The 2,674-nt window shown below is 48.6% G+C and carries 4 protein-coding genes; 2 read left to right on the plus strand and 2 right to left on the minus strand.

Annotated elements, in window-relative coordinates:
- A partial coding sequence (gene bioB / locus OXG87_22940; GenBank protein MCY3872412.1) for a biotin synthase BioB occupies positions 1–832 on the minus strand: 832 nt, incomplete at its 3' end.
- Positions 833–862: 30 nt separating this feature from the next.
- Positions 863–1,384 (minus strand): chromate transporter, encoded by a 522-nt coding sequence (locus OXG87_22945; protein MCY3872413.1) that lies wholly within the window; start codon positions 1,382–1,384, stop codon positions 863–865.
- 333 nt (positions 1,385–1,717) lie between these two features.
- On the opposite strand from OXG87_22945, the gene OXG87_22950 reads away from it, so the two are divergent.
- Positions 1,718–2,437 (plus strand): tetratricopeptide repeat protein, encoded by a 720-nt coding sequence (locus OXG87_22950; GenBank protein ID MCY3872414.1) that lies wholly within the window; start codon positions 1,718–1,720, stop codon positions 2,435–2,437.
- A partial coding sequence (locus OXG87_22955) for a methyltransferase domain-containing protein (GenBank protein MCY3872415.1) occupies positions 2,434–2,674 on the plus strand: 241 nt, incomplete at its 3' end. The genes OXG87_22950 and OXG87_22955, both read left to right, overlap by 4 nt.

Consider the following 2,674-nt stretch of genomic DNA (forward strand, 5'->3'; position numbering starts at 1 on the left):
GATTTTTTTCCCGACCACCCGCCACGCGAATTTCCGGTGAGGGGGTGACAAATCGGAACAGACACAATGCGCGCAGACAATCTTGTGGGGTCAAAGAATTTTGATTTGACAGGGGCGTGCCCGCGATGGGATGCAAGAAATTGACGGGAATAGAGTTGATGTCAAGGTCGCGCAAAGACACGGCCAGGTCAATTATATCATCGTGGGTTTCTCCCATGCCGATAATGCCGCCGCTGCACGTGTCCAGGCCCGCTTTTTGGATGTTGTGCAGAGTTTTCAGGCGGTCTTCGTAGGTATGTGTAGATACAATATGCGGCGTGTGCGCTTTGCTGGTGTTGAGGTTGTGGTTTACGCGATCGACGCCAGCGTTTTTTAAGCGCTGTGCTTTTTCGCCAGTTAGCAAGCCCAAACAACAACAGATGTCGATATCTATTTCCCGTTTGATCTGGCGCACGACATCTGTGATGGCATCAACTTCATTGTCGGTGGGTGCGCGTCCGCTCGTGACAATGCAGTATCGATACGCACCGTTTTCTCTGGCTTTGCGGGCTGCATCTATCATTTCGCGAGCTGGTCGCAGGGGATATTTATCAATCGGTGCGTTTGAGACCGCCGATTGCGAGCAATAGGCACAATCTTCGGGACACAAGCCACTTTTGGCATTCATCAGCACGTGGATGTGTACTTTGCGCCCAAAATAATGATGGCGCACCTGGTATGCTGCGTGTAAAAGCGGTAGAATATCGCGGTTGGGCGTTTGAAGAACAGCGTGCATTTCAGCAGTTGACAAGCCGGTGCCGAAGAGTGCCTTTTGGGCATAAAAGGTGTACATAGTATGTCCTGAGTGTCTATACTTTCTGGGTTATCGATAAAATGCCAGGCCGAGAGCTGCGGTTGCAACAATGGCCAGAGCGGGATGCAGGTTGAGAAAATTGATGGCTACAAATGCAGCGACCGCAATCAGGGCAGTGTGCCAGGAGGTAACGGATTTGGGACACATTTCCCAAACCACGACGATTAAAAGCCCGACTACTGCCGGGCGCACGGCTTTGAGCATGGCCTGTACGAGCGGCGTATCCTTGTAGTTCATGAAAAACAGACCGAGGACCATCATCATGAGCAATGAGGGGAATACCGTGCCGAAGAGCGCGACCAAAAGGCCGGGTATGTCGGCGACCTGGTATCCTATGTACGCAGCCATTTTGGTGGCGATGGGACCGGGAAGTGCATAGCCCATCGCAAGGGCGTCTGTAAATTCTTCTATGGTCATCCACTCATTGCGATCGACGACTTCTTCTTGAATGAGCGGGATCATCGAAGGGCCGCCGCCATAAGCAAAGATGCCGACTTTGGTGAATGAAACAAATAGGTCTAACAGTTTCATTAAGACGCTCCTTATAAGCGTAACAGATTGTTAAACATCAATGTTATGAATACTTGCGCAACGAATTGGAAATATATCCATTTCACGCTTATGAGACAAGGTAAATCACATCGGGAACCGTCGAAATTATTGGCTGATTTTGCATTGGATTTTTTGGTCAAATTTTTTACATTTGAGAACGATTTTGTTGCGTGTTAATCTATTCTTGTATAATTGTGCGAGAAGACGGCGCGATAGAAATGAGGTAAGATCCGGTTTAATCTCTATTTGTCGTTGACAATTTCGGCCCTTTTTTCTATTATGCCCGATCTTTTTCAGGGGCAATTTACTTCTATGTTGGAAATAAAAAAACTTCAAAAAATCTGTGATCAAAATCCAACATCCATTTTATTTGCACGTCTGGCAGATGGGTTGTTGCAGCGTGGAGAGGTCGCACGCGCAATTGAGGTGTGTCACCGCGGATTGCGCTATCGCCCGTCATATACGGCGGGTCAGGTGGTGATGGGCAAGTGCTATCATGCGGCCGGGCATTATGACGAAGCGCGTCTGGTGTTTCAAAAAGTATTGCAATTAGATGCTGGTCATCTTGCCGCACATTGGTATATGGGCAAAATCGCTTTGCAATTGGACCGCGACGACCTCGCGCTCAAATATTTTGAACAGGCTCGTGCACGCGATCCATTTTGTCCCGAACTTATAGATCAGATTCGCAAACTCAAGGGCGGGGAGGTTGAAGAGGAGCAAGACAACGGTCCTGAGCCCGATGGTTCTGAAGTCGTATCTGAGAGCGAGGTATTTGATCCGGCTCTCTTAGAGGAAGAAGTCGAGGATGATTTAGATACGCTGGTTACATCGCTTAAACGCGAGCCAAAATCCGGGGGAGAGGCCCCTGTTATTGCAACGAAAACGCTGGCTGAGCTGTACGCGAGTCAAGGCCTTATTCGGGAGGCCATCGCGGTTTTGGAACAGGTGATTGCCCGCGAGCCTGACAATGAGCATATTATTGTCCGCCTGGATGAGTTGCGGAATTTATCGGAGGAATCGGGGGCATGAACCAGGAGTATGATGGAATTGCGGAAGCCTATAGGGATTCCAAGCAACTCTCATTCCGAAAATATATTGAAGAATATACTTTTTTAGAGATATTGGGAGATATTCGAGGAGCAACGATTTTAGATCTGGCGTGCGGTGAGGGATTTTATACGCGCAAGATTGTGCAAGCCGGAGCGGCAGAAGTCACAGGTGTTGATCTTTCCGCAGAAATGATCAAATTGGCAGAAGAAGAAGAAC

Source organism: Gemmatimonadota bacterium, from assembly GCA_026706845.1.
Lineage (GTDB): Bacteria > Latescibacterota > UBA2968 > UBA2968 > UBA2968 > VXRD01.

What these genes read in the sequence shown, in the direction of transcription:
- OXG87_22950 (MCY3872414.1), top strand. Translation starts at nt 1,718, where the DNA reads ATGTTGGAAATAAAAAAACTTCAAAAAATCTGTGATCAAAATCCAACA.
- OXG87_22945 (MCY3872413.1), bottom strand. Translation starts at nt 1,384, where the DNA reads ATGAAACTGTTAGACCTATTTGTTTCATTCACCAAAGTCGGCATCTTT.